We start from the raw sequence: 18,761 nt of genomic DNA, 5'->3' as shown, positions 1-18,761 counted from the left end.
GCGGGGGGGAGTGGACACCAGTCTTGCACCATCGGGTTGATCCCCGCCGGGCTGGTCCCGGTTGCCGATCGCCCCCACGGCATACCCACCACGAAAGCGACGCGCACTCGCGCGGCGCCGGTGGGTCCATACGACCTCGTGATCCGGGAGACCGGTCCACGAATGCTGCAGTACCACTGTCACCGTGCAGTCATCATCAAGGAGCAAGTAGTGCCAACCATTCAGCAGTTGGTTCGGAAGGGCCGCAGCCCCAAGGTCGTCAAGACCAAGGCGCCCGCCCTGAAGAGCAACCCCCAGCAGGCCGGCGTGTGCACCCGCGTGTACACCACCACCCCGAAGAAGCCGAACTCGGCGATGCGCAAGGTCGCCCGCGTGAAGCTGCGCAACGGCACCGAGGTCACCGCGTACATCCCCGGTGAGGGCCACAACCTCCAGGAGCACTCGCTGGTCCTGGTCCGTGGTGGTCGTGTGAAGGACCTCCCGGGTGTCCGTTACAAGATCGTCCGTGGCGCCCTCGACACGCAGGCCGTCAAGAACCGCAAGCAGGCTCGCAGCCGCTACGGCGCGAAGATGGAGAAGAAGTAATGCCTCGCAAGGGTCCAGCTCCGAAGCGTCCCGTCGTCGCCGATCCCGTCTACGGCGCCCCCATCGTCAGCCAGCTCGTCAACAAGATCCTGCTGGACGGCAAGAAGGGCCTCGCTGAGCGCATCGTCTACGACGCACTCGAAGGCGTCACCGCCAAGAACCAGGGCGACGCCGTCGTCACGCTCAAGAAGGCGCTCGACAACGTCCGCCCGACCCTCGAGGTGCGTTCGCGCCGCGTCGGTGGTTCCACCTACCAGGTGCCGGTCGAGGTCAAGCCTCACCGCGCCAACACCCTCGCCCTGCGCTGGCTCGTGAGCTACGCGAAGGGCCGCCGCGAGAAGACGATGACCGAGCGTCTCCAGAACGAGATCCTCGACGCATCGAACGGTCTCGGTGCAGCCGTCAAGCGTCGTGAAGACACGCACAAGATGGCCGAGTCGAACAAGGCGTTCGCGCACTACCGCTGGTAGTCGCCGCCCGATGCGAGGGCGGGCGATCCGCCCGCCCTCGCACACCTGAGTGAATCAGCTCACCCCTACCTATCCCCGGAGGACCCCGTGGCACAAGACGTGCTCACCGACCTGAACAAGGTCCGCAACATCGGCATCATGGCCCACATCGATGCCGGCAAGACCACCACCACCGAGCGCATCCTGTTCTACACGGGCGTCAACCACAAGATCGGCGAGACCCACGACGGTGCGTCGACGATGGACTGGATGGCGCAGGAGCAGGAGCGCGGCATCACCATCACGTCCGCCGCGACGACCTGCTTCTGGAACAAGAACCAGATCAACATCATCGACACCCCCGGCCACGTCGACTTCACGGTCGAGGTCGAGCGTTCGCTCCGCGTCCTCGACGGCGCGGTCGCGGTGTTCGACGGCAAGGAGGGCGTCGAGCCCCAGTCCGAGACCGTCTGGCGTCAGGCCGACAAGTACGACGTCCCGCGCATCTGCTTCGTCAACAAGATGGACAAGCTCGGCGCCGACTTCTACTTCACCGTCGACACGATCATCAGCCGCCTCGGCGCGAAGCCGCTGGTCATCCAGCTGCCGATCGGTGCCGAGTCCAACTTCGAGGGCGTCGTCGACCTCGTCGAGATGCGTGCGCTCACCTGGCGCGGAGACGCCAAGGGTGACGTCGAGATGGGCGCCAAGTACGCCATCGAGGAGATCCCGGAAGACCTCAAGGAGAAGGCGGCCGAGTACCGCACCGCGCTCCTCGAGGCCGTCGCCGAGACCGACGACGCGCTCATGGAGAAGTACTTCGGTGGCGAAGAGCTGACCGTCGCGGAGATCAAGGCCGCGATCCGTCACCTCACCATCACGAGCACCATGTACCCGGTCCTCTGTGGCTCCGCGTTCAAGAACCGCGGCGTCCAGCCGATGCTCGACGCCGTCATCGACTACCTCCCCTCCCCGCTCGACGTCCCGGCCATCGAGGCCCACGACGCGCGCGACGAGGAGAAGGTCGTGGAGCGTCACCCCGACTCGACCGAGCCCTTCACCGCGCTCGCGTTCAAGGTCGCGGTGCACCCGTTCTTCGGTCGCCTGACCTATGTCCGCGTCTACTCGGGTCGTCTCGACTCGGGTGCGCAGATCATCAACTCGACCAAGGGCAAGAAGGAGCGCATCGGGAAGATCTTCCAGATGCACGCCAACAAGGAGAACCCGGTCGACTTCGTCACCGCCGGTCACATCTACGCGGTCATCGGCCTGAAGGACACCACCACCGGTGACACCCTGTCCGACCCGCAGCACCAGGTCGTCCTCGAGTCGATGAGCTTCCCGGAGCCCGTCATCGAGGTCGCGATCGAGCCGAAGACCAAGGCCGACCAGGAGAAGCTGGGCACCGCGATCCAGAAGCTGGCCGAAGAGGACCCGACGTTCCGCACCGAGCAGAACACCGAGACCGGCCAGACGGTCATCAAGGGCATGGGCGAGCTCCACCTCGACATCCTCGTCGACCGCATGAAGCGCGAGTTCAACGTCGAGGCCAACGTCGGCAAGCCGCAGGTCGCGTACCGCGAGACCATCAAGCGCAAGGTCGAGAAGTACGGCTACACGCACAAGAAGCAGACCGGTGGTTCGGGTCAGTTCGCGAAGATCCAGTTCGATCTGGAGCCGATGGACGTCACTCCGGAGACGACCTACGAGTTCGTGAACGCCGTGACCGGTGGTCGCATCCCGCGCGAGTACATCCCGTCGATCGACGCCGGTTTCCAGGATGCCCTGCAGGTCGGTGGCCTCGCCGGCTACCCGGTCGTGGGTGTCAAGGCGATCATCACCGATGGTGCGGCGCACGACGTCGACTCCTCGGAGATGGCGTTCAAGATCGCCGGCTCGATGGGTCTCAAGGAGGCCTACTCGCGTGCCAACCCCGTCCTCCTCGAGCCGCTCATGGCGGTCGAGGTGCGTACTCCTGAGGAGTACATGGGCGACGTCATCGGAGACCTCAACTCGCGCCGTGGACAGATCCAGTCCATGGACGACGCCACCGGCGTCAAGGTCATCCGTGCCAACGTGCCGCTCTCCGAGATGTTCGGCTACATCGGCGACCTCCGGTCGAAGACCTCTGGTCGTGCCGTGTACTCGATGACGTTCGAGAGCTACGCGGAGGTCCCGAAGGCTGTCGCCGACGAGATCATCCAGAAGAACAAGGGCGAGTAGTCACTCACTCTCTCTTCACCGCGGTCCGGCCGGGTGTGCGAACACCCGGGCGGATCGCGTAACATGAATACACATCCCTGCAGTGCGTCGGGCATCGAATGGTGCCCGGCGTCCCGCACAACGTCCTGAGGAGGACTCACAGTGGCAAAGGCCAAGTTCGAGCGGACCAAGCCGCACGTCAACATCGGTACGATCGGTCACGTCGACCACGGCAAGACCACGCTCACCGCGGCGATCTCGAAGGTCCTGGCGGACAAGTTCCCGTCCGCGACCAACGTGCAGCGCGACTTCGCGTCGATCGACTCCGCGCCGGAAGAGCGTCAGCGTGGTATCACGATCAACATCTCGCACGTCGAGTACGAGACCCCGAAGCGCCACTACGCGCACGTCGACGCCCCCGGTCACGCTGACTACATCAAGAACATGATCACCGGTGCTGCGCAGATGGACGGCGCGATCCTGGTCGTCGCCGCCACTGACGGCCCGATGGCTCAGACGCGTGAGCACGTGCTGCTCGCCAAGCAGGTCGGCGTCCCCTACCTGCTCGTCGCGCTGAACAAGTCCGACATGGTCGACGACGAGGAGATCCTGGAGCTCGTCGAGCTCGAGGTCTCCGAGCTGCTCGCCTCGCAGGGCTTCGCTGAGGACGCACCGGTCGTCCGCGTCTCGGGCCTCAAGGCGCTCGAGGGCGACGAGAAGTGGGTGCAGAGCATCCTCGACCTCATGGACGCCGTGGACGCCAACGTCCCCGACCCCGTGCGCGACAAGGACAAGCCCTTCCTCATGCCGATCGAGGACGTCTTCACGATCACCGGTCGTGGAACCGTCGTCACGGGCCGCGCCGAGCGTGGCACGCTCGCGATCAACTCCGAGGTCGAGATCGTCGGCATCCGCCCGACGCAGAAGACGATCGTCACGGGTATCGAGATGTTCCACAAGCAGCTCGACGAGGCATGGGCCGGCGAGAACTGTGGTCTCCTGCTCCGTGGCACGAAGCGTGAAGACGTCGAGCGCGGCCAGGTCGTCGTGAAGCCGGGTTCGGTCACGCCGCACACGAACTTCGAGGGCACCGCGTACATCCTGTCCAAGGATGAGGGTGGGCGTCACAACCCGTTCTACGCGAACTACCGTCCGCAGTTCTACTTCCGCACCACCGACGTCACCGGCGTCATCACGCTGCCCGAGGGCACCGAGATGGTCATGCCCGGCGACACCACCGACATGACCGTTGAGCTGATCCAGCCCATCGCCATGGAGGTCGGCCTCGGCTACGCCATCCGTGAGGGTGGCCGCACCGTCGGCGCCGGCACCGTCACCAAGGTGCTCGCGTAAGCATCCGCTGACGCGAACCCCTGATCGACCGCAGGGTCGACACGGTTCCACACGAAGGGCCCGGAGCATTTCGCTCCGGGCCCTTCGTCGTGCGTGCCGTCGGACGGTCGGGACCCCGGTACCTCATATGTAAGATATCATGCGACCCATTCTGCATCGAGCCGCCGAGGTGACCGTGTCCCGTTCGTCCATCCGTCCGCGTCGCCTGTCGCGCCCACGTGTCCTGATCCCGAGCATCGTCGCCCTGTCCGTTCTGCTCGGCATCGCTGGAGCCACCGTGTCGGCGGCGGTGGAGGCCATGTCCGTCCGGGAGGAGCTCACGTCGGTCCTGCCTGAGCTCGAGGCGATCCGTGCGGGCGTCGTCGGTGACGGCGCCGACGCGATCGATCCTGCCGTCGTGCAGCGCGCCGGCGACGCGGTCGAGCGGGCCCTGACGTCGACTCGGCGGCCTGACTGGTGGCTCGCCGAACGCGTGCCCGTCTCCGGGGTGAACTTCGTCGCGGTGCGCACGGCCGTCGAGGCGGCCCACGTGGTCGTCGACGAGGTCGTCGAGCCGGTCCTCGACCTGTCCGTCGACGGACTCGCGGTCGACGGGCGACTGGACACGGAGCGGGTGGGGCGGTTGGCGCGCACCTCGGCGCGCGCGCTCGAGCGACTCGAGGAGCAGGTCGCGCGCCTCGACCGCCTCGACCGGTCGGTGCTCCTGCCTCAGGTGGCGTCGGCGTTGGTCGGACTCGACGGACCGCTGCGCGAGGCCTCATCGCTCGCCTCGCGGCTCGCACCGGTGCTGCGAGCGCTGCCCGGGTTCCTGGGGGAGGAGGGGCCGCGAGACGTGGTCGTCCTGTTCCAGAACTCGGCGGAGAGCCGAGCCCTCGGCGGCATCGCGGGAGCTTCGGCGCTCGTGCACGTCGAGGAGGGCGCGCTGAGCGTGACCAGGACCCTCGGCGGCGCGGACTTCGTGTCGCACGCCGATCCGGTGGTGCCCCTCCCGGCCGATGCCGACGCGCTCTACCGGACCGAGGGCTACGCTGCCGCAGGCACCTCCATCCATGAGGTGACGGCGCGGCCGGACTTCCCGTACGGTGCGCAGGTGGCTTCGCGGCTGTGGCAGGAGAGTCAGGGCGTCACGCCCGACCTGGTGCTCGCCGTGGACCCGGTCGCGCTTTCCCATCTGCTGCGAGCGACCGGCCCCGTCGTGCTGGACGACGGTACGGAGCTGTCGAGCGAGACGGTCGTCGACGAGCTCCTGAACGGCGTGTACCGAGACCACCCGGGTCTCAGCGACGAGGCGAACCGGGCGCAGGACGCGACCTTCACCGCCGTCGTGCAGGCGCTCACCTCGCAGCTGCAGGCGGGCTCCATGGTGGTGCCCCGTGCGATCGACGGCTGGGTGCAGGCGGTCGACGAGCGGCGTCTGCTCGCCTGGAGTCCCGACCGCGTCGAGGAGCGGGCGTTGGTGCTCGCCGGGGTCGGCGGCGCCCTGCCCGAGCGTTCGTCTCGTTCGGTGCCGTTCGGGCTGTACCTCTCGGACGCGGTCGGGTCCAAACTCGAGTACTACCTCCGACAGCGGGTCCGTGTCCGTGCGGCGTCGTGCGACGTCGACGGGACCCGCACGGTGATGGTCACGTCCGAGCTCTCCAACACGATCGACACGGAGCCGGAGCTCGACACGGAGGCGTTCGACTACATCGCGGGGTTCCACGAGCGTGAGGGGCTCCCGCGTGGGTGGATGCGCTTGCGGGTCATGGCCTACGCGCCCGACGGTGCCGACATCCGCTCGGTTCGCGTTGACGGCGCCGAGGCCCCGTACACGGCCGGATCGGACGACGGACGCCCCGTGGCCTACGTGGTGGTGACGATCGCGCCGGGCGCGACGGTGACACTCGACGTCGATGCGGACGTGTCCGGCGCGACGGTCGACGCGGTGCGGTTCCTGGGCACCCCGGGGGTGCGTCCGGTCGAGGTCGACAACGTCGTCGAGCCCTGCTGAGCAGCGGCGCCTCGGAGCTCACGACGCCCGAGACTGAGCGGATCCTGACCATCCGACGCCCGCGACACGCCCGGGTTGCACGCATGGTGGATCCGTGGCAAACTAGTCCAGTTCAGTACTTCGGACGAGCGTGCCTGTGCGCGCTCCGGCGGATCACTGCCAGGTAGTGCATAGGAGCTCCCAGACGCGGCAACGCGACAGGGATCGAGCCTAGGCCGCAGGTAGCAGAACACCAATCACTTCATCGCAATCCAGGTCGTAGCAGTGCTACGCCCAGCGCCGACCACGAGTCGGGGTGGAAGCCGGTGGATGACCACGAGGGTCGCAAGACACGAGTGGTCGTTGACAGCAGAACAGTGGTGCGACACCAGTAGTGCCAATGGCGCGGAGCAACCGAACGTTGCAAAGCGCACGATATGCGTCCAATACGGAGCGATCCGCACGACGCGAGACAGAGAGTGAGTCACACATGGCGGGACAGAAGATCCGCATCCGACTGAAGTCGTATGACCATGAGGTCATCGATACTTCGGCGCGCAAGATCGTCGACACGGTCACCCGTGCAGGCGCAACCGTCGTCGGCCCCGTGCCGCTTCCGACGGAGAAGAACGTGGTCTGCGTGATCCGTTCGCCGCACAAGTACAAGGACAGCCGGGAGCACTTCGAAATGCGCACCCACAAGCGTCTGATCGACATCATCGACCCGACCCCGAAGGCCGTCGACTCGCTCATGCGTCTCGACCTGCCGGCGGACGTCAACATCGAGATCAAGCTCTGAGCTCGGTAGAGACGGAAGGAAGACATGTCTAACACGAAGACCAGCAAGGGTCTGCTCGGCACCAAGCTCGGCATGACCCAGGTGTGGGACGAGAACAACAAGCTCGTTCCCGTCACCGTCATCGAGATCACGCCCAACGTGGTCACGCAGGTTCGCACCCCCGAGGTCGACGGCTACGACGCCGTGCAGATCGCGTACGGCCAGATCGATCCCCGCAAGGTCAGCAAGCCTGACGCGGGTCACTTCGACAAGGCCGGCGTGACGCCGCGTCGCCACCTCACCGAGGTCCGCACTGCCGACGCATCCGAGTACTCGCTCGGCCAGGAGCTCACCGTCGACGGTGTCTTCGAGGCCGGCCAGAAGGTCGACGTCGTCGGCACTTCGAAGGGTAAGGGTTTCGCCGGTGTCATGAAGCGTCACAACTTCAAGGGAACGGGCGCATCTCACGGTGCTCACCGCAACCACCGCAAGCCGGGCTCCATCGGCGCCTCCTCGACCCCGAGCCGTGTCTTCAAGGGCATGCGCATGGCCGGTCGTATGGGTGGCGAGCGCGTCACCGTGCTGAACCTCCGGGTTCACGCCATCGACGCCGAGAAGGGCCTGCTGCTCGTCAAGGGTGCCGTTCCCGGCGCTCGTGGCCGCATCGTATTCGTCCGCACCGCAGTGAAGGGAGCGTAGTTCCATGGCTATCGCTACTCTCGACGTGCTCGACACCAAGCTCAAGAAGGCCGGCACCGTCGACCTTCCTGCCGAGGTGTTCGACGTTCAGACCAACATCCCGCTCATCCACCAGGTGGTCGTCGCGCAGCTCGCTGCCGCCCGCCAGGGGACCCACAAGACCAAGCGCCGCGGCGAAGTGTCCGGTGCCGGCCGCAAGCCGTTCAAGCAGAAGGGTACGGGTAACGCTCGTCAGGGCTCCATCCGTGCACCTCAGATGACCGGCGGTGGCATCGTCCACGGTCCAGTGCCCCGCAACTACGCACAGCGCACCCCCAAGAAGATGATCGCCGCGGCTCTCCTCGGCGCCATCTCCGACCGCGCACGCGGCAGCCGCCTGCACGTCGTCGACTCCCTCTCGATCGGTGAGAAGCCGTCGACGAAGGCCGTGTCCGAGTACCTGACGAACGTCGCTTCCTCGAAGCACGTCCTGATCGTCCTCCAGCGCGACGACGAGCTCAGCCTCCGCAGCGTCCGCAACCTGCAGAACGTGCACGTGCTGTCGTACGACCAGCTGAACGCATACGACGTGCTCGTCTCCGACGACATCGTCTTCACCAAGGCCGCCTTCGAGGCATTCGTCGCCAGCAAGACCGGCAACACGGCCGCAACCGAGGAGGTCTCGGCATGACCGCGATCAACAAGGACCCCCGCGACGTCATCTTCGCGCCGGTCGTCTCCGAGAAGAGCTACAGCCTGATCGACGAGGGCAAGTACACCTTCCTCGTCGACCCGCGCTCGAACAAGACCGAGATCAAGCTCGCCATCGAGAAGATCTTCGGTGTCGAGGTCGCTTCGATCAACACCCTCACCCGTCAGGGCAAGACCCGTCGCACCAAGTTCGGCACCGGCAAGCGCAAGGACACCAAGCGCGCCATCGTGTCGCTCAAGTCGGGTTCCATCGACATCTTCACGGCTGTTGGCTAAGACGGCCGGGAACGAAGAGGAATAAGAAATGGCTATTCGTAAGTACAAGCCCACGACTCCTGGTCGTCGCGGTTCGTCTGTCGCGGACTTCGCGGAGATCACCCGCACCACGCCGGAGAAGTCGCTGCTTCGTCCGTTGTCGAAGACCGGTGGTCGCAACAACCAGGGCCGCATCACGACGCGTCACATCGGTGGTGGCCACAAGCGCCAGTACCGTCTGATCGACTTCCGTCGCAACGACAAGGACGGCGTCAACGCCAAGGTCGCTCACATCGAGTACGACCCCAACCGCACCGCGCGTATCGCGCTGCTCCACTTCGTGGACGGCACCAAGCGGTACATCCTCGCTCCGAACAAGCTCAGCCAGGGCGACGTGGTCGAGTCGGGTGCCGGCGCGGACATCAAGCCCGGAAACAACCTGCCGCTGAAGAACATCCCCACCGGTACGGTCATCCACGCGATCGAGCTCCGTCCCGGCGGCGGCGCGAAGATGGCCCGCTCCGCGGGTGCATCGGTGCGTCTCGTCGCGAAGGACGGCCCGTACGCGCAGCTCCGCCTGCCGTCCGGTGAGATCCGCAACGTCGACCTGCGCTGCCGCGCCACCATCGGTGAGGTCGGCAACGCCGAGCAGTCGAACATCAACTGGGGTAAGGCCGGCCGTAAGCGCTGGCTGGGCGTCCGCCCGACCGTCCGTGGTGTCGCGATGAACCCGATCGACCACCCGCACGGTGGTGGTGAGGGCAAGACCTCCGGTGGACGTCACCCGGTCAGCCCGTGGGGCCAGAAGGAAGGCCGCACGCGCCACCCCAACAAGGAAAGCGACAAGCTCATCGTTCGTCGTCGTACCGCCGGCAAGAAGCGTAAGTAGGAGTAAGAGAAGATGCCACGCAGTCTCAAGAAGGGCCCCTTCGTCGACGACCACCTGCTCCGCAAGGTCGTCACGGCGAACGAGGCCAACAACAAGAACGTGATCAAGACCTGGTCGCGTCGATCGATGATCATCCCGGCGATGCTGGGTCACACCATCGCCGTCCACGACGGTCGCAAGCACATCCCGGTGTTCGTCACCGAGACGATGGTCGGGCACAAGCTCGGCGAGTTCGCGCCCACCCGCACCTTCCGTGGACACGTGAAGGACGACAAGAAGGGCCGTCGCCGCTAACGCGGTGACGTGAAGGAGGAAGAGAAATGGTGGAGTCGATCGCCCGCGTGCGACACATCCGCGTCACCCCCCAGAAGGCCCGTCGTGTCGTCGCGCTCATCCGTGGCAAGCAGGCTCAGGAGGCCTTGGCCATCCTGAAGTTCGCACCACAGAGCGCCAGCGAGCCCATCTACAAGCTCGTTGCCTCGGCCATCGCGAACGCTCGCGTCACGGCCGACAAGGACAACGTGTTCCTTGACGAGCAGGACCTGTACATCGCGAAGGCGTACGTCGATGAGGGTGCAACCCTCAAGCGTTTCCGCCCCCGCGCACAGGGCCGCGCGTTCCGCATCCTCAAGCGCACCAGCCACATCACCGTCGAGCTCTCGACGCCTGATGAGACTGCCGGCGCTGCCAAGGCCAAGAAGGTGAGCAAGTAATGGGTCAGAAAGTCAATCCATACGGCTTCCGTCTGGGAATCACGACCGACCACGTGTCGCGTTGGTTCTCCGACAGCACGAAGAAGGGTCAGCGTTACAGCGACTTCGTCGCGGAAGACGTCAAGATCCGCCGTCTGCTGGCGACCTCGCTCGACCGCGCTGGTGTCAGCCGCATCGAGATCGAGCGCACCCGTGACCGGGTCCGCGTCGACATCCACACCGCCCGTCCGGGCATCGTGATCGGTCGCCGTGGCGCCGAGGCCGAGCGCATCCGCGCCGACCTCGAGAAGCTCACGAAGAAGCAGATCCAGCTGAACATCCTCGAGGTCAAGAACCCCGAGGCCGACGCTCAGCTCGTCGCGCAGGGCATCGCCGAGCAGCTCTCCGCACGTGTGGCCTTCCGCCGCGCGATGCGTAAGGGCCTGCAGGGCGCTCAGCGCACGTCCACCGTCAAGGGTGTCCGCATCCAGGTGTCCGGCCGCCTCGGCGGCGCCGAGATGAGCCGTTCCGAGTTCTACCGCGAAGGCCGTGTGCCGCTGCACACGCTCCGCGCGAACATCGACTACGGCTTCTACGAGGCGAAGACCACGTTCGGCCGCATCGGCGTGAAGGTCTGGATCTACAAGGGCGACATCACCAACAAGGAGCTTGCTCGCGAGCAGGCCAACCAGAAGTCGACGCGTCCGGAACGTCGCGACGGTGGCGACCGCCCCCGTCGGAACGCCGGTCCGAGCAGCGCCCCCAAGGCAGCTGCTGAGGCGCCCGCCGCCGCAGGAGTTGAGGCATAACCATGTTGATCCCACGCAAAGTCAAGCACCGGAAGCAGCACCACCCCGGCCGTTCCGGCCAGGCGACCGGTGGCACCAAGGTGTCGTTCGGTGAGTACGGTATCCAGGCCCTGACGCCCGCTTACGTGACCAACCGTCAGATCGAGTCCGCTCGTATCGCCATGACGCGTCACATCAAGCGTGGCGGAAAGGTGTGGATCAACATCTACCCCGACCGTCCGCTGACCAAGAAGCCCGCCGAAACCCGCATGGGTTCCGGTAAGGGTTCGCCCGAGTGGTGGGTCGCGAACGTCAAGCCGGGTCGTGTGCTGTTCGAGGTCGCCGGAGTCGATGAGACCCTGGCCCGCGAGGCGCTGACCCGTGCAATCCACAAGCTGCCCCTCAAGGCACGCATCATCAAGCGCGAGGAGGGCGACGCATAATGGCGATCGGATCCAAGGAGCTCACCCCCGTCGAGCTCGACACCTTTGAAGACCAGCGCCTCATCGAGGAGCTCCGCAAGGCCAAGGAAGAGCTGTTCAACCTGCGCTTCCAGTCGGCCACGGGGCAGCTCGAGAACCACGGCCGCCTGCGCGCCGTGAAGCGCGACATCGCTCGCATCTACACGGTCATCCGTGAGCGCGAGCTCGGCATCCGGGCCACGCCGACCGTCGAGGTCGTCGAGGCCAAGGCCGAGAAGAAGACCAAGAAGGCCAAGGCCGCACCGAAGTCCGAGGACACCGCTGCAGCCGACGCCGAGACCACGAAGGAGGCCTAGACATGGCTACCGCTACTGACAAGGCCCCCGAGGGTCACGAGTCGGCCGAGCACGACGTCAAGGACGCCGCTGCTCGTGGCTACCGCAAGACCCGCCGTGGTCTGGTGACCAGCGACAAGATGGAGAAGACCATCGTCGTCGAGGTCGAGGACCGCGTGAAGCACCCGCTCTACGGCAAGGTCATCCGCCGCACCTCCAAGGTCAAGGCTCACGACGAGGCGAACTCCGCCGGCATCGGCGACCTCGTCCTGATCAGCGAGACCCGCCCCACCAGCGCCACCAAGCGCTGGCGTCTGGTCGAGATTCTCGAGAAGGCCAAGTAGGCCTCGCGGCTTACTGAGAGGAAAGCGAACAATGCTTCAGCAAGAATCACGAGTCAAGGTCGCCGACAACACCGGCGCCAAGGAGCTCCTGACCATTCGCGTGCTCGGTGGCTCCGGCCGCCGCTACGCGGGCCTCGGTGACACCATCGTCGCGACCGTCAAGGACGCGATCCCCGGTGGCAACGTCAAGAAGGGCGACGTCGTCAAGGCGGTCATCGTCCGCACCCGCAAGCAGACCCGTCGTTCCGACGGTTCGTACATCAAGTTCGACGAGAACGCCGCTGTCATCCTGAAGGCTGACGGGGACCCCCGTGGTACCCGCATCTTCGGACCGGTCGGTCGCGAGCTTCGTGACAAGAAGTTCATGAAGATCGTCTCGTTGGCGCCGGAGGTTATCTAAGTCATGGCAAAGATCAAGAAGGGCGACCTGGTTCAGGTCGTCTCCGGCCCGAAGCAGGACCGCGGTGGTTACCGCGGTAAGCAGGGTCGCGTCATCGAGGTCCTGGCGGACAAGAACCGGGTGATCGTGGAGGGCGTCAACTACGTCACGAAGCACTCCCGTGTCGGCCAGACCCAGCGTGGAACGAAGACCGGCGGCATCGAGACCGTCGAGGCTTCGATCCACATCTCCAACGTCGCGCTCGTCGACCCGGAGACCAAAGGCCCGACCAAGGTCGGCCACCGCAACGAGGAAGTCACGAAGGACGGCGTCACCAAGACGGTCCGCGTTCGTTACGCCAAGAAGTCAGGTAAGGACCTGTAATGACCGACACAGAAGTGGCGACTGGCAAAATCCAGCCCCGTCTCAAGCAGAAGTACCGCGCTGAGATCCTTCCGCAGCTGCAGAAGGACTTCGGCTTCACGAACGTGCACCAGGTGCCCGGACTCGTGAAGGTCGTCGTCAACACCGGTGTGGGCGAGGCCGCTCGCGACAGCAAGGTCATCGACGGCGCTGTTTCGGACCTCACCAAGATCACCGGCCAGAAGCCGCAGGTCACCAAGGCACGCAAGTCCATCGCGCAGTTCAAGCTGCGCGAGGGTCAGCCCATCGGCGCTCACGTCACGCTTCGTGGCGACCGCGCTTGGGAGTTCCTCGACCGCCTGCTGAGCCTCGCTCTTCCGCGTATCCGCGACTTCCGCGGTCTCTCGGACAAGCAGTTCGACGGCAACGGCAACTACACCTTCGGTCTCCAGGAGCAGTCCATGTTCCACGAGATCGACCAGGACAAGATCGATCGTGTCCGCGGCTTCGACATCACTGTCGTGACCACGGCCAAGAACGACGACGAGGGTCGCGCGCTGCTCAAGGCGCTCGGCTTCCCGTTCAAGGCGGCTGAGTCCAAGTAGGCTGAGCTTCTGCCCGGTCCTCGGTGTATGTCGAGGACCGGGCTTCCGCCCGTTCGGGGCACTCCTGCCCAGAACGGTTCAACCACCACAGGTCGGCACCCTTGCACAGGATGTCGAAACCTGGTGAACAAAGGAAACACTCGATATGACCATGACAGATCCGGTCGCAGACATGCTGACCAGACTGCGCAATGCGAACTCGGCGCACCACGACACCGTGTCGATGCCGCACTCCAAGCTCAAGGTGAACATCGCCGAGATCCTCAAGTCCGAGGGCTACATCTCCGGCTGGGAGGTCGCTGACGCGGCCGTCGGACAGACGCTCTCGCTGAGCCTCAAGTTCGGCCCGAACCGCGAGCGTTCCATCGCCGGCATCAAGCGCGTCTCGAAGCCCGGCCTCCGCGTCTACGCGAAGTCGAACGAGATCCCCAAGGTCCTCGGCGGCCTCGGCGTCGTCATCCTGTCCACCTCCAGCGGCCTCCTCACGGACCGCCAGGCCGAGAAGAAGGGCGTGGGTGGGGAAGTCCTCGCCTACGTGTGGTAGCCAGTCATGTCTCGTATTGGAAGACTCCCCATCGACATCCCGGCAGGCGTCACCATCGACGTCGCCGGTCAGAACGTCACCGTCAAGGGCCCGAAGGGTGAGCTCCAGCTCACCGTCGCGAGCCCCATCGAGGTCAAGCTCGAAGACGCACAGCTGCTCGTCACGCGTCCCGACGACGAGCGCAACTCGCGCTCGCTCCACGGCCTGACCCGCACGCTCATCGCGAACCAGATCATCGGCGTCACCCAGGGCTACACCAAGGGCCTCGAGGTCGTCGGTACCGGTTACCGCGTCGCTCAGAAGGGCAGCGCCGTCGAGTTCGCGCTCGGCTTCTCGCACCCCGTCACCGTCGAGCCGCCGGTCGGCATCACGCTGACCGTCGAGGGCAACAACAAGCTCACGGTCGCCGGTATCGACAAGCAGGCCGTCGGCGAGGTCGCCGCCAACATCCGTAAGATCCGCAAGCCCGAGCCGTACAAGGGCAAGGGTGTGCGCTACGCCGGCGAGATCGTGCGTCGCAAGGCCGGAAAGGCTGGTAAGTAACCATGGCTCGTCCAACGAAGACTGCCGCACGTGGCCGTCGCCACACGCGTCTGCGCAAGAAGGTCGAGGGCACCGCGGTCCGTCCGCGCCTCGTCGTCAACCGTTCAGCCCGTCACGTGTTCGTGCAGGTTGTCGATGACACGAAGGGTCACACCCTCGTCTCCGCCTCGACCATGGAGGACACCCTCCGGACGTTCGACGGCGACAAGACCGCCAAGTCGCGCAAGGTCGGCGAACTCATCGCCGAGCGTGCCAAGGCAGCCGGCATCGACGATGTCGTATTTGACCGTGGAGGCAACCGCTACGCAGGTCGCGTGGCAGCAATTGCCGATGGTGCTCGAGAGGGCGGATTGAACCTGTGAGCGAAGACAACAAGCAGCAGCAAGAGCCTGTGGCGACCGTGGCCGAGGCCCCGGTCGAGACCGCGGCATCGACGGCGCCCACCGGCGACCGCGAGCCGCGCGAGGCGCGCCGCGGAGGCCGCGAGCGCAACCCCAACCGCGACCGCGGTAGCCGCGACAGCGACAAGAGCCAGTTCCTGGAGCGCGTCGTGACCATCAACCGTGTCTCGAAGGTCGTGAAGGGTGGTCGTCGCTTCAGCTTCACCGCCCTCGTGGTCGTCGGTGACGGCAACGGCATGGTCGGCGTCGGCTACGGCAAGGCTCGCGAAGTCCCGCTCGCGATCGCGAAGGGCGTCGAAGAGGCGAAGAAGAACTTCTTCCGCGTCCCGCGCGTCGGCTCGACCATCCCGCACCCCACCCAGGGTGAGGCAGCAGCCGGTGTGGTGCTCCTGCGCCCCGCCGCCGCTGGTACCGGTGTCATCGCCGGTGGTCCCGTCCGCGCCGTCCTCGAGTGCGCCGGCATCCACGACGTGCTGAGCAAGTCGCTCGGTTCGTCCAACACGATCAACATCGTCCACGCGACCGTCACGGCGCTGAAGCAGCTCGAGGAACCTCGTGCCGTTGCAGCCCGTCGTGGTCTCGAGTTCGACCAGGTCGCTCCGGCCCGCCTGCTCCGTGCAGAGGCAGAGGCCGTTCAGGCGGCCGCTGCTGCGAAGGTAGGTGCCTGATGGCCCAGCTGAGGATCACCCAGATCAAGGGCAGAATTAGTGAGAAGCAGAACCAGCGCGACACGCTTCGCAGCCTGGGTCTCCGTCGCATCGGTGCTGTCGTCGTCCGCCCGGACAACGCGCAGAACCGCGGCTACGTGAACACTGTTGCTCACCTCGTACAGGTTGAGGAGATCGACTAATGGCTGAGAAGAACGAAACCACTGAGGAGAAGGCCCCCAAGGCCGCTGCGAAGGCAGCTCCGAAGACGGCTGCCGCGAAGGCCGAGCCCAAGGCGAAGGCTGCCCCCAAGGCTGCTGCCGCCAAGAAGCCCGCGAAGGACGAGCCCGCTGAGAAGCGCGAGCAGGTCCTGAAGGTGCACCACCTGCGTCCGGCCGCCGGAGCCAAGAAGTCCCGGATGCGCGTCGGCCGTGGTGAGGCGTCCAAGGGTAAGACCGCTGGTCGCGGTACCAAGGGTACGAAGGCGCGTTACAACGTCAAGGTCGGCTTCGAGGGTGGGCAGATGCCGCTGCACATGCGCACCCCGAAGCTCCGTGGCTTCAAGAACCCCTTCCGCGTCGAGTACCAGGTCGTGAACCTGGAGAAGCTCGCCGAGCTGTACCCGAAGGGTGGCGACGTCACCACGGTGGACCTCGTCGCCAAGGGTGCCGTCCGGAAGAACGAGAAGGTCAAGGTTCTCGGAAACGGTGACATCTCGGTTAAGCTGAATGTCGCGGTTGACAAGGTCTCCGGCTCAGCTGAGCAGAAGATCGTGGCAGCCGGGGGCAGCGTCAAGTAGCCCTCGGCCGGCTCCGCACAGGAGCTCACTCGGGTGGCCGGCATCATGCCGGTCACCCGGGCCGACCCCGCAACATCTCACAGGAGGCCCCTTTTGTTCAGCGCCATCGGCCGGATCTTCCGGACCCCGGATCTTCGTCGCAAGATCGGGTTCACGCTCGGGATCATCGCCATCTACCGGCTGGGGTCCTTCATCCCCGCTCCGTTCGTGAACTTCCCGAACGTGCAGCAGTGCCTCGCGAACCAGCAGGCCGCCGGCGCATCAGGCCTCTACGAGCTCGTCAACCTCTTCAGTGGTGGCGCGCTCCTCCAACTCTCCATCTTCGCGCTGGGCATCATGCCCTACATCACCGCGTCGATCATCGTCCAGCTCCTCCGCGTGGTCATCCCGCACTTCGAGACGCTGCACAAAGAAGGCCAGGCCGGCCAGGGCAAGCTGACGCAGTACACGCGGTACCTCACGATCTTCCTCGGCATCCTCCAGTCGACGACGCTCATCACGGTCGCCAAGAGCGGTGCACTGTTCGGCAACCAGGGCGGCGTCTGCGCCGACCTCATCACCGCCCAGGGCGGCACCTGGTACGGCATGCTCCTCATGGTCGTCACCATGACCGCGGGCACCGGCCTCGTCATGTGGATGGCCGAGCTCGTCACCGAGCGCGGCGTCGGCAACGGCATGTCGCTCCTCATCTTCACCTCGATCGCAGCCACCTTCCCGGGCTCGCTGGCCGCCATCTGGACCGCGAAGGGCCCGGAGGTCTTCCTCCTCGTACTCGCCGTCGGCCTCGTGATCGTCGGACTAGTCGTCTTCGTCGAGCAGTCGCAACGTCGCATCCCGGTGCAGTACGCGAAGCGCATGGTCGGACGCCGGACGTACGGCGGCAACAACACCTACATCCCCATCAAGGTCAACATGGCCGGTGTGGTGCCCGTCATCTTCGCGTCGTCGATCCTGTACCTGCCGGCCCTCATCGCGCAGTTCAACCAGCCGACGACCGGTACCCCGGCACCCTGGGTCCTGTGGATCCAGCAGTACCTCACCAAGGGCGACCACCCGCTGTACATGCTCATGTACTTCCTGCTCATCGTCGGCTTCACCTACTTCTACGTCGCGATCACCTTCAACCCTGAAGAGGTCGCCGACAACATGAAGAAGTACGGCGGGTTCATCCCCGGCATCCGTGCCGGACGCCCGACGGCCGAATACCTCGACTACGTCCTGACCCGCGTGACCCTGCCCGGATCGATCTACCTGGGGTTGATCGCCCTCCTGCCGCTCATCGCCCTGGCGCTGGTGGGCGCGAACGCCAACTTCCCGTTCGGCGGCGCATCGATCCTCATCATCGTCGGTGTCGGGCTCGAGACGGTCAAGCAGATCGACTCGCAGCTCCAGCAGCGCCACTACGAAGGGCTCCTGCGTTGAGCGCGGCCGGCAAGCCCCGTCTGCTCATCGTCGGTCCTCCGGGATCCGGCAAGGGCACGCAGGCGGCCTTCCTCTCGGAGCGCTTCGGCATCCCCGCGATCTCGACGGGCGACATCTTCCGCGCTCACATCAAGGGCGGCACACCGCTCGGCAAGCAGGTCCAGGAGCTCGTGCGCGGGGGCGGGTACGTTCCCGACTCGGTCACCAACGAGATCGTCCGGGGCCGTCTGCACGAGCCTGATGCGATCGACGGATTCCTGCTCGACGGATACCCGCGGACGACCGACCAGGTCGTCGCGCTGGACGCGCTGCTCGCCGAGAGTGGAGCGAGTCTGGACGCCGTCGTGCTGTTGGAGGCCGACACCGAAGAGGTCGTCGTACGGCTGCTGAAGCGTGCAGAAGCCGAAGGTCGTCCCGACGACACGGAAGAGGTCATCCGTCACCGGCTGGAGCTCTACGCGCAGGAGACCGCCCCGCTGATCGAGGTCTTCACCGCTCGTGGACTCGTCGTGGCCGTCGACGGTCTCGGCGAGGTCGCCGAGGTGACCGCGCGGATCGACGCGGCCCTCGCAGCCCGCGGCATCATCGTTCCGGCCGTCTGACGCACC

At 65.7% G+C, this 18,761-nt stretch carries 27 protein-coding genes; all 27 read left to right on the top strand.

The genetic code is table 11. The annotated features are described in order from the left end of the window. The first annotated feature begins 210 nt into the window (after positions 1–210). The 27 genes from rpsL to IFU11_RS17960 all read left to right on the top strand — a co-directional run bounded on the left by rpsL (position 211) and on the right by IFU11_RS17960 (position 18,755). Complete coding sequence (rpsL, locus tag IFU11_RS18090; protein ID WP_056008169.1) at positions 211–585, top strand: 30S ribosomal protein S12; 375 nt, start codon at positions 211–213, stop codon at positions 583–585. Further along, positions 585–1,055, top strand: a complete 471-nt coding sequence (gene rpsG, locus IFU11_RS18085; protein WP_064296707.1) for a 30S ribosomal protein S7 — start codon at positions 585–587, stop codon at positions 1,053–1,055. The genes rpsL and rpsG overlap by 1 nt, the downstream gene beginning before the upstream one ends. An 87-nt stretch (positions 1,056–1,142) precedes the next feature. Next, entirely contained in the window at positions 1,143–3,257 is a 2,115-nt protein-coding gene (gene fusA, locus IFU11_RS18080; RefSeq protein ID WP_064296706.1) for an elongation factor G, read from the top strand. Positions 3,258–3,398: 141 nt separating this feature from the next. Continuing rightward, entirely contained in the window at positions 3,399–4,589 is a 1,191-nt protein-coding gene (gene tuf / locus IFU11_RS18075; RefSeq protein ID WP_064296705.1) for an elongation factor Tu, read from the top strand. Between the two features lie 139 nt (positions 4,590–4,728). Continuing rightward, on the top strand, positions 4,729–6,579 hold the full coding sequence (locus IFU11_RS18070) for a DUF4012 domain-containing protein (RefSeq protein WP_192019831.1): 1,851 nt from the start codon (positions 4,729–4,731) through the stop codon (positions 6,577–6,579). Between the two features lie 469 nt (positions 6,580–7,048). Beyond that, complete coding sequence (rpsJ, locus tag IFU11_RS18065) at positions 7,049–7,357, top strand: 30S ribosomal protein S10 (protein ID WP_005050520.1); 309 nt, start codon at positions 7,049–7,051, stop codon at positions 7,355–7,357. Positions 7,358–7,381: 24 nt separating this feature from the next. Then, positions 7,382–8,035 carry a 50S ribosomal protein L3 gene (gene rplC, locus IFU11_RS18060; protein WP_056008154.1) on the top strand — a complete coding sequence of 218 codons (654 nt, stop codon included), beginning with the start codon at positions 7,382–7,384 and terminating at the stop codon, positions 8,033–8,035. Between the two features lie 4 nt (positions 8,036–8,039). Further along, a complete protein-coding gene (gene rplD, locus IFU11_RS18055) occupies positions 8,040–8,705 on the top strand; it encodes a 50S ribosomal protein L4 (protein WP_124768819.1) in 666 nt (221 codons plus the stop codon). Next, positions 8,702–9,001 carry a 50S ribosomal protein L23 gene (gene rplW / locus IFU11_RS18050; RefSeq protein WP_056008147.1) on the top strand — a complete coding sequence of 100 codons (300 nt, stop codon included), beginning with the start codon at positions 8,702–8,704 and terminating at the stop codon, positions 8,999–9,001. The genes rplD and rplW overlap by 4 nt, the downstream gene beginning before the upstream one ends. A gap of 28 nt (positions 9,002–9,029) precedes the next feature. Then, entirely contained in the window at positions 9,030–9,869 is an 840-nt protein-coding gene (gene rplB, locus IFU11_RS18045; protein ID WP_064296701.1) for a 50S ribosomal protein L2, read from the top strand. 12 nt (positions 9,870–9,881) lie between these two features. Beyond that, the gene (gene rpsS, locus IFU11_RS18040; protein ID WP_064296700.1) at positions 9,882–10,163 is read left to right on the top strand and encodes a 30S ribosomal protein S19; all 282 of its coding nucleotides are present in this window, start codon (positions 9,882–9,884) and stop codon (positions 10,161–10,163) included. A gap of 26 nt (positions 10,164–10,189) precedes the next feature. Then, entirely contained in the window at positions 10,190–10,582 is a 393-nt protein-coding gene (gene rplV / locus IFU11_RS18035) for a 50S ribosomal protein L22 (protein ID WP_056008137.1), read from the top strand. After that, positions 10,582–11,370: a 30S ribosomal protein S3 gene (gene rpsC, locus IFU11_RS18030; protein ID WP_064296699.1), complete on the top strand. Its 789-nt coding sequence runs from the start codon at positions 10,582–10,584 to the stop codon at positions 11,368–11,370. Before rplV ends, rpsC begins: the two co-directional genes overlap by 1 nt. A 2-nt stretch (positions 11,371–11,372) precedes the next feature. Beyond that, on the top strand, positions 11,373–11,792 hold the full coding sequence (rplP, locus tag IFU11_RS18025; RefSeq protein WP_056008131.1) for a 50S ribosomal protein L16: 420 nt from the start codon (positions 11,373–11,375) through the stop codon (positions 11,790–11,792). Then, the gene (rpmC, locus tag IFU11_RS18020; protein WP_064296697.1) at positions 11,792–12,127 is read left to right on the top strand and encodes a 50S ribosomal protein L29; all 336 of its coding nucleotides are present in this window, start codon (positions 11,792–11,794) and stop codon (positions 12,125–12,127) included. Before rplP ends, rpmC begins: the two co-directional genes overlap by 1 nt. 2 nt (positions 12,128–12,129) lie before the next feature. Further along, positions 12,130–12,450 carry a 30S ribosomal protein S17 gene (rpsQ, locus tag IFU11_RS18015; protein ID WP_056008125.1) on the top strand — a complete coding sequence of 107 codons (321 nt, stop codon included), beginning with the start codon at positions 12,130–12,132 and terminating at the stop codon, positions 12,448–12,450. A 31-nt stretch (positions 12,451–12,481) separates the two neighbouring features. Next, positions 12,482–12,850: a 50S ribosomal protein L14 gene (rplN, locus tag IFU11_RS18010; protein WP_064296696.1), complete on the top strand. Its 369-nt coding sequence runs from the start codon at positions 12,482–12,484 to the stop codon at positions 12,848–12,850. A 3-nt stretch (positions 12,851–12,853) separates the two neighbouring features. After that, a complete protein-coding gene (gene rplX, locus IFU11_RS18005; protein ID WP_056008121.1) occupies positions 12,854–13,213 on the top strand; it encodes a 50S ribosomal protein L24 in 360 nt (119 codons plus the stop codon). Then, positions 13,213–13,797 carry a 50S ribosomal protein L5 gene (rplE, locus tag IFU11_RS18000; RefSeq protein WP_056008119.1) on the top strand — a complete coding sequence of 195 codons (585 nt, stop codon included), beginning with the start codon at positions 13,213–13,215 and terminating at the stop codon, positions 13,795–13,797. The genes rplX and rplE overlap by 1 nt, the downstream gene beginning before the upstream one ends. Positions 13,798–13,942: 145 nt before the next feature. Next, complete coding sequence (rpsH, locus tag IFU11_RS17995) at positions 13,943–14,341, top strand: 30S ribosomal protein S8 (protein WP_064296695.1); 399 nt, start codon at positions 13,943–13,945, stop codon at positions 14,339–14,341. Between the two features lie 6 nt (positions 14,342–14,347). After that, positions 14,348–14,884, top strand: a complete 537-nt coding sequence (gene rplF, locus IFU11_RS17990) for a 50S ribosomal protein L6 (protein ID WP_064296694.1) — start codon at positions 14,348–14,350, stop codon at positions 14,882–14,884. Between the two features lie 2 nt (positions 14,885–14,886). After that, positions 14,887–15,246 (top strand): 50S ribosomal protein L18, encoded by a 360-nt coding sequence (gene rplR, locus IFU11_RS17985; protein WP_064296693.1) that lies wholly within the window; start codon positions 14,887–14,889, stop codon positions 15,244–15,246. A gap of 38 nt (positions 15,247–15,284) precedes the next feature. Next, complete coding sequence (rpsE, locus tag IFU11_RS20435; protein WP_229939737.1) at positions 15,285–15,953, top strand: 30S ribosomal protein S5; 669 nt, start codon at positions 15,285–15,287, stop codon at positions 15,951–15,953. Continuing rightward, positions 15,953–16,135: a 50S ribosomal protein L30 gene (gene rpmD / locus IFU11_RS17975; protein WP_079001710.1), complete on the top strand. Its 183-nt coding sequence runs from the start codon at positions 15,953–15,955 to the stop codon at positions 16,133–16,135. Before rpsE ends, rpmD begins: the two co-directional genes overlap by 1 nt. Next, complete coding sequence (rplO, locus tag IFU11_RS17970; protein ID WP_079705265.1) at positions 16,135–16,731, top strand: 50S ribosomal protein L15; 597 nt, start codon at positions 16,135–16,137, stop codon at positions 16,729–16,731. The genes rpmD and rplO overlap by 1 nt, the downstream gene beginning before the upstream one ends. Positions 16,732–16,824: 93 nt before the next feature. Continuing rightward, positions 16,825–18,153, top strand: coding sequence for a preprotein translocase subunit SecY (gene secY, locus IFU11_RS17965; RefSeq protein WP_064296691.1), 1,329 nt, complete (start codon positions 16,825–16,827; stop codon positions 18,151–18,153). Continuing rightward, entirely contained in the window at positions 18,150–18,755 is a 606-nt protein-coding gene (locus IFU11_RS17960) for an adenylate kinase (protein ID WP_124768820.1), read from the top strand. Before secY ends, IFU11_RS17960 begins: the two co-directional genes overlap by 4 nt. Positions 18,756–18,761 lie beyond the last annotated feature (6 nt).

The organism is Plantibacter sp. CFBP 8804, from assembly GCF_014841225.1.
Classification (GTDB): domain Bacteria; phylum Actinomycetota; class Actinomycetes; order Actinomycetales; family Microbacteriaceae; genus Plantibacter; species Plantibacter auratus.
The sequence above is the reverse complement of the archived record's forward strand: the minus strand, read 5'-3'. Positions and strand labels throughout refer to the sequence as shown.